This is a genomic window from Proteus sp. HMSC14B05, assembly GCF_001808035.1.
Taxonomy (GTDB): domain Bacteria; phylum Pseudomonadota; class Gammaproteobacteria; order Enterobacterales; family Enterobacteriaceae; genus Proteus; species Proteus mirabilis.
This window is the reverse complement of sequence record NZ_KV792007.1, coordinates 49,340-57,103: the sequence shown is the minus strand read 5'-3', so window position 1 is coordinate 57,103 and position 7,764 is coordinate 49,340. Positions and strand designations below refer to the sequence as shown.

General features: G+C 40.7%; 6 protein-coding genes. 4 read left to right on the top strand and 2 right to left on the bottom strand.

Going from position 1 to position 7,764, the window contains the following annotated elements; translation table 11 throughout:
- Positions 1-182: 182 nt before the first annotated feature.
- Both pta and ackA read right to left on the bottom strand, forming a co-directional pair.
- Entirely contained in the window at positions 183-2,327 is a 2,145-nt protein-coding gene (pta, locus tag HMPREF3129_RS18150; protein ID WP_017827864.1) for a phosphate acetyltransferase, read from the bottom strand.
- 77 nt (positions 2,328-2,404) lie between these two features.
- The gene (ackA, locus tag HMPREF3129_RS18145) at positions 2,405-3,607 is read right to left on the bottom strand and encodes an acetate kinase (protein ID WP_004243716.1); all 1,203 of its coding nucleotides are present in this window, start codon (positions 3,605-3,607) and stop codon (positions 2,405-2,407) included.
- A 391-nt stretch (positions 3,608-3,998) separates the two neighbouring features.
- Between ackA and yfbV the strand changes: the two genes are divergently transcribed.
- The 4 genes from yfbV (at position 3,999) to HMPREF3129_RS18125 (ending at position 7,725) form a co-directional block, all read left to right on the top strand.
- Positions 3,999-4,454 carry a terminus macrodomain insulation protein YfbV gene (gene yfbV / locus HMPREF3129_RS18140; RefSeq protein WP_004243712.1) on the top strand — a complete coding sequence of 152 codons (456 nt, stop codon included), beginning with the start codon at positions 3,999-4,001 and terminating at the stop codon, positions 4,452-4,454.
- A 140-nt stretch (positions 4,455-4,594) separates the two neighbouring features.
- The gene (locus tag HMPREF3129_RS18135; RefSeq protein WP_023843594.1) at positions 4,595-5,089 is read left to right on the top strand and encodes a YfbU family protein; all 495 of its coding nucleotides are present in this window, start codon (positions 4,595-4,597) and stop codon (positions 5,087-5,089) included.
- A 34-nt stretch (positions 5,090-5,123) separates the two neighbouring features.
- Positions 5,124-5,786, top strand: a complete 663-nt coding sequence (locus HMPREF3129_RS18130) for a sugar phosphatase (protein ID WP_004243707.1) — start codon at positions 5,124-5,126, stop codon at positions 5,784-5,786.
- A gap of 109 nt (positions 5,787-5,895) precedes the next feature.
- Positions 5,896-7,725 (top strand): SLC13 family permease, encoded by a 1,830-nt coding sequence (locus HMPREF3129_RS18125; protein ID WP_012368104.1) that lies wholly within the window; start codon positions 5,896-5,898, stop codon positions 7,723-7,725.
- Positions 7,726-7,764: the final 39 nt, after the last annotated feature.

Below are 7,764 nucleotides of genomic sequence, written 5' to 3'. Positions count from 1 at the left end.
ACAGAAAATAGCCGTGTGTCTCTGTTTATTTTGCTAAAATAAAGCTAAAAAGATTATTAAATCAATGAGTTATTTTGTTTTATAAATGGGGTTTATAATGCGTTCTTTGATTTATCAACCATTATAAAAAAACGCCAGTGATAATCTGGCGTTTTTATAATTTATTGAAGTGAATTCAATAATTAGGCATTTTCTTGTTGGCTTGCTTGAATTGCAGTTAATGCAACAGTGTAGACGATATCATCGACTAACGCGCCACGAGAAAGGTCGTTAACAGGTTTACGCATACCTTGTAACATTGGTCCAATGGAAACCAAGTCTGCTGAACGTTGTACTGCTTTATAGGTAGTGTTACCGGTGTTTAGATCAGGGAAGATAAACACAGTTGCTTTACCCGCAACAGGTGAGTTTGGTGCTTTAGATTTAGCAACGTCAGCCATTACAGCCGCATCATATTGTAAAGGACCATCAATAATCAGATCTGGACGTTTTTCTTGTGCTAAACGAGTTGCTTCTCGCACTTTTTCAACGTCACTGCCAGCACCTGAGTTACCTGTAGAGTAAGAGATCATCGCAACGCGTGGGTCGATACCAAACGCTTTTGCTGAGTCTGCAGATTGAATAGCGATTTCAGCCAGTTGTTCTGCGGTTGGATCTGGGTTAATTGCGCAGTCACCATAAACATAGACTTGTTCTGGTAATAGCATAAAGAACACAGAAGACACTAATGAGCTACCGGGTGCAGTTTTAATTAACTGTAGTGGTGGGCGAATAGTGTTAGCGGTTGTATGAACAGCGCCAGAAACAAGACCATCAACGACGCCTTTTTCTAACATTAAGGTACCGAGAACAACGTTATCTTCTAACTGTTCACGAGCAACAACTTCTGTCATACCTTTGTTTTTACGCAGTTCAACTAAGCGAGGTACATAAATTTCACGTACTTCTTTAGGATTGACGAGTTCAATACCTGTACCTAATTCAACACCTTGTGCTGCAGCAACACGACGAATTTCTTCAGGATCACCTAACAGTACACAGGTTGCGATACCACGTTCAGCACAAATAGACGCGGCTTTAACGGTACGAGGTTCATCACCTTCAGGTAATACGATGCGTTTTTTCGCCTTACGAGCTAATTCCGTTAATTGATAACGGAATGCTGGTGGTGATAAACGATTAGGACGTTCAGAGTTTGCTGTCAGTGAATCAATCCATTGGTTATTGATATGTTGAGCAACATAGTTCTGAATTTTTTCGATACGCTCATGGTCATCTGCTGGCACTTCTAAGCTAAAGCTTTGCAGATTTAATGAAGTCTGCCAAGTGTTTGAATTAACCATAAAGATAGGTAAACCAGTTTCAAATGCACGCTCACACAATTGTTTAATTGGTGCATCGATTTGGTAACCACCTGTGAGTAAGATAGCACCGATTTCAACGCCATTCATTGCAGCAAGACATGCTGAAACTAACACATCTGGGCGATCGGCAGAAGTGACAAGCAATGAACCTGGGCGGAAATGCTCTAACATATGTGGAATACTACGAGCACAGAAAGTCACAGACTTAATACGACGAGTTTCAATATCACCTTTATTGACGATAGTCGCATTTAAGTGTTTTGCCATATCTGTAGCACGAGTAGCGATTAAATCGAAGTTCCATGGAATGCAACCCAATAAAGGAAGTGGGCTATTTTTTTCGATGGTATTTAAATCGATATTAGAGATAATCGCTTTGCTTGAGTCATCAAAAATTTCTGATAAATCAGGGCGAGTACGACCTTGATCATCCACAGGGGCATTTAATTTATTAACAATCACACCTGTGATATTTTGATTTTTTACACCACCAAATTCAGCACGAGCAAATTCAATGCGCTCTTTTAACTGCTCAGCGGTGTTGTTGCCTAATGCAGTAACGAAAACAATTTCAGCACCTAATGTTTTGGCAATCTCATAGTTTAAAGATTGTGCAAAAGGATGCTTACGCATTGGCACTAAGCCTTCAATCAGTACAACTTCTGCATCAGCAGTATTTTCGTGATATCTAGCAACAATTTCTTCCATCAGAACATCTTTTTTATTGGAGCTGAGTAATGACTCAACGTAATCCATATTTAAAGGTTCTGCGGATTGAATTGTGGAGTGAGAGCGGATAATCGCAGTGGTTTGATCTAATGCGCCTTTAACACGAGGCTGTGCGATAGGTTTGAATACACTAAGGCGAACGCCTTTTTGTTCCATAGAACGGATTACCCCCAAGCTGACGCTGGTTAAACCTACGCGTGTATCAGTTGGGACTAGCATAATTGTACGGGACACGGAAACCTCTTTAAATATCGGTTGCTCGTTATGTGAAACAGTACTGCCAGCATAACACTGGCAGTACATCAAAAAACTTAAGCGGTCAGGCGGCTAGCATCCTGAGCGATAACTAACTCTTCGTTAGTTGGGATAACAACAGCAAGACGGCTGTTATCGGTAGTGATGGTGCCTGATTTACCGAAACGTGCATCTAAGTTACGCTGATGATCAACTTCAAAACCTAATAGAGCGAGTTTTTTCAGTGATAATTCACGAACCATTGCTGCATTTTCACCGATACCACCAGTGAAGATAATGGCATCTAAACGACCTTCCATCAGTGCACAATAAGAACCGATGTATTTCGCTAAGCGATGGCAGTAAACGTCCATTGCACGTTTAGCATCAGCTTTTGTTTCGTAGTTATCTTCAACATAACGGCAGTCACTAGTAACTTCCGTTAAACCTAATAAACCAGATTCTTTAGTGAGCAGTTTATTAATATCTTCAACGCTCATACCTAAAGTATCATGTAAATGGAACACGATAGCAGGATCGATATCACCACTACGAGTACCCATGACTAAACCTTCTAATGGTGTTAAACCCATAGAAGTATCAACACATTTACCGTTAACAATAGCAGAAACAGAACCACCATTACCTAAATGGCAAGTGATTACGTTCAGTTCATCAACAGGTTTATTTAACATTTTAGCTGCTTCACGGGAAACAAAGAAATGGCTAGTTCCGTGAGCACCGTAACGGCGGATGCTGTGATCTTTATATAAGCTGTATGGCAGAGCATACAGATAAGCTTCTTCTGGCATTGTTTGGTGGAATGCAGTGTCAAATACTGCCACCATTTTATTAATTAAATGAGGGAAGGCTTTACGCGCTTCTTCAATACCAATAAGGTGAGCTGGGTTATGTAATGGGGCAAATGGAATAGCCGCCTCAATACCTTTGATGACTTCGTCAGTAATGACGACAGATTTAGTAAATTTCTCGCCACCGTGAACAATACGATGACCAATTGCTGCGATTTGTTGTGAAAGTTCTGGTTTTTCAGCCAGAATAGTATTAACAATAAAGTTTAATGCTTCGCTGTGGGCAGCACCAGCGCCTAAAGCCGCTTCATGTTTCTGACCATCCATTTTCCACTTCAGGCGGGCTTCAGGAAGGTTGAAGCACTCAGCCAAGCCTGAAAGGAATTCTTCACCATTTTCTGGGTTAATAATTGCAAACTTAAGAGAAGAACTACCGCAGTTCAGTACCAGCACCAGCTTACTTGACATGGAATTACCTATTTATCTTGTTGTCGTAGTGTCTTTTATATTATAAAGACGATGGTTAATAAAACGTCACTCATAAAAGCCTATCGCATTACTATGATGACATTAATGATACGCATCATGCTTAGGGTAAAAAACTTGATGCTAATTATAGTTGCCAATCATCAATTGGACGATTTTTATTCACCCCAAAATTTTTGCCCGAAAATCGGCGAAAAGGGTTGAAAATCACGCCGGCAAACAAAATATAGCGCTTTATTGCCACAAACCTTTAGAATGAGCACAGGATACAGAGTAAAGGCAACAAAGACAAAATATACTTAATTCTACTAAAAGATTTTTATTCTTTATAGATGTTTTTTAAAAGTTATAGAAAAAATTGATTGAGGTCATTATGAACGAACCGACAGTGACTCCCCCAGGTTTCTTTAAAAAGTTACGCCTAGGGAACGAGTATCTAAAAACCTGGCCGGTTGAGAAGCAATTAGCCCCAGTTTTTCCTGAAAATAGAATGATAAAAGCAACGCGTTTTGGCATACGTTATATGCCTCCTATCGCTATTTTTACATTAACCTGGCAAATTGCATTAGGTGGCGATTTGGGGCCGGCGATCACTACTGCACTTTTTGCCTGTAGCCTGCCAATGCAAGGATTATGGTGGTTAGGAAAACGCGCTGCAACGCCATTACCCGCTGTGTTACTCAATTGGTTTTATGAAATTCGTGAAAAATTTGAGCAAGCGGGTATTGCATTAGCCCCAGTAGAAAAGACGCCAACCTATCTCTCATTAGCGCATTTGCTTAAACGTGCTTTTAAGCAACTTGATCGCTCTTTTCTTGATGATGTGTAGAACATTTGTTCTACCCTCTTCATGGGTTATTTAATGGATTAAAATTACCCCTGTTTAGATCAAAAAACGTGTTGTTAGCACTACTCAAGTGTTTTGATTAATGCCATGCTCTCTCCAATAATTTCTTTGGAGAATTAATGATGGAAATGACACACGCACAACGCTTGATCCTCTCTAATCAATATAAAATGATGACTATGATGGATCCTGATAACGCTGAACGTTATCGTCGCTATCAGACAATTATTGAACGTGGTTATGGATTACAATTACGTGAATTAGACCGCGATTTTGATGAGATGTCAGAAGAGACCTGCCGAACCATTATTAACATCATGGAAATGTACCATGCATTGCAAGTTTCTCGAGAAAATTTAAAATCACCAGAAATGCCGGATGCTCGTCGAGTGGCATTTATGGGCTTTGATGCAGCAACAGAATCTCGTTATCTTAGCTATGTACGCTTTATGGTCAATACTGAAGGGCGATATACGCATTTTGATAGTGGTAGTCATGGTTTTAACTCTCAAACGCCTATGTGGGAGAAATACCAAAGAATGCTGGCTGTTTGGTTAGCCTGTCCACGTCAATATCACCTAAGCAGTGTTGAGATCCAACAAATACTGAATGCGTAATTATTAACGCATCACGATAAGGTAGGCATAAAATATGACAATCACCTGTAAAGGCTTTCTTTTTGATTTAGATGGTACATTAGTGGATTCATTGCCTGTTGTTGAATACTGTTGGGCACTATTTGGTGAGCGAGTAGGGGTATCAACACAAGAAATTAATAACTATATCCATGGAAAGCCGGCCATTGAGTCGATTCGTCATTTTATGCCTAATGCCACGCAAGCACAGATTGAAGAGACTTTTCGTTGGCTAGAAAAGTTAGAAGCGACACAAACAGAAGGATTAGCCCCTCTTCCGGGGGCTATCGAACTCATTAATCGCTTAAACGACTTAGCGATCCCTTGGGCAATTGTCACCTCAGGCACAGTACCAATTGCCTCTACTCGTCAGTCAGTTACTGGTATTCCTGAGCCTAAACATTGGGTGACGGCAGAATGTATCACTCAAGGGAAACCCAACCCTGAGCCTTATCTTTTAGGGGCAAAAAAATTAGGCTTAGCTCCCAAAGAGTGTGTGGTTTTTGAAGATGCTGCTGCAGGTATTTATTCTGGTTTAGATGCCGGGTGTCAGGTTATTGCCGTACATGCTCCGATTTCCCTTCCTCGTCGTAATGAAATTGATTTAATCATTGATTCATTAAATGATTTACAAATTGACAAAGAAAATCAGCAAGTCGTTATTAAGCATAAATGTTAATCATTTATTTGATCATATAACGAGATTTATATTGGTAAAAATGGTCTACTTATCAATGCAGTGAATTGACGTATTAATCTGTTTTCACTTATTGCTGATCGAGGCCATTTTGAATAGCGAATTATTATGGGTTTTAAGCCTGCTATTGATAGCTATTGTCCTTTTTACGACCAACAAAATCCGCATGGATGTGGTCGCTTTACTTGTCATCGTCGCGTTTGTTCTTAGCGGCACACTCTCATTAAATGAAGCCACGGTAGGATTTAGCGATCCGAACGTATTACTGATTGCGGCCCTTTTTGTTATTGGGGAAGGATTAGTAAGAACAGGTGTGGCATATCAAATGGGAGATTGGCTAGTACGAGTTGCGGGTAGTAGCGAAGTAAAAATGCTGGTGCTATTAATGATCTGTGTTGCAAGTTTAGGGGCTTTTATGAGCTCGACAGGGGTGGTGGCTATTTTTATTCCTGTGGTGCTCAGTGTGGCGGCACGGATGAAAACTTCTCCTAGTCGATTAATGATGCCTCTTGGCTTTGCGGGGTTAATTAGTGGTTTAATGACCCTAGTTGCGACACCGCCTAATATGGTGGTTAATAGTGAATTAGTTAGGGAAGGGCTACCCAGTTTTCAGTTTTTCTCTATTACCCCAATAGGGATCGCTGTATTAGTTGCGGGTGTGTTATATATGCTGGTGGTACGTCGTTGGTTAGGTTCAAGTGAAGGGGGTAAGCAAAAAGAGGTTTATCGTCGTACTTTTCGTGATCTTATCCGTGATTACCAATTAGCAGGGCGTGCACGTCGCTTAGCCATACGTAAAGGCTCACCACTGATAGGTCACTCTCTAGATGAATTACATTTACGCTCTCGCTATGGAGCAAACGTTGTCGGTATTGAACGCTGGAGGCGTTTTCGGCGTGTCATGGTCAGTGCGACCGGAGGCACTGAATTAAGAGAGCGAGATGTCCTATTAGTGGATATGTCAGCAAGTGAGGTAGATTTACGAGAGTTCTGCCGTGAACAAATGTTAGAGCCGATGGTGTTACGTGGAGAGTATTTTTCTGAGCAATCTCGTGATGTGGGATTAGCGGAAGTCTCTATGAACCCTGACTCAGAATTATTAGGAAAATCATTAAGAGAAATCAAATTCCGTACACGTTATGGGCTAAACGTTGTGGCTATTCGCCGTGAAGGGAGTGCTTTACCGGGGAAAATTGTTGATGAGCCATTACGTCTGGGAGATGTGTTACTGGTTATTGGTGATTGGAAATTAATTCGTATACTTTCGACAAAACCGCGTAATTTTATTGTATTAAATTTAGCGGCTGAAATTGATACTGTTGCACCGGCCTCATCGCAAGCACCACATGCACTTTTTTCATTAGCATTAATGGTTGCATTAATGGTGACCAATGAAGTACCTAACTTTATTGCCGCGTTAATTGCTTGCTTATTGATGGGAAAATTTCGCTGTATAGATATGGAAAGCGCTTATCGTTCTATTCATTGGCCAAGTATTATCTTGATTGTCGGGATGATGCCTTTTGCGGCTGCATTGCAAAAAACTGGGGGTATCGAGCTTATCGTTAATGGACTTATGGATGTAGCAGGGAATGCTGGGCCACAGGTTATGTTAGTCTGTTTATTTGTACTTTGTGCCACTATTGGTTTATTTATCTCTAATACGGCAACGGCGGTGTTAATGGCACCGATTGCAATAGCAGCGGCCCATCAAATGAATGTCTCTCCGTTACCTTTTGCAATGGTTATTGGTGTTGCTGCATCGGCGGCGTTTATGACACCTGTATCATCCCCGGTTAATACCCTGATCCTTGAGCCTGGTGGTTATAAATTTGCTGATTTTATTAAAATAGGGGTGCCTTTTACCATCATTGTGATGTTGATTAGCGTTTTCTTAATACCGCTATTATTCCCATTTTAATCGGTTATCTTTTGCAAAAACGCCGTTTAGTTTCATTTA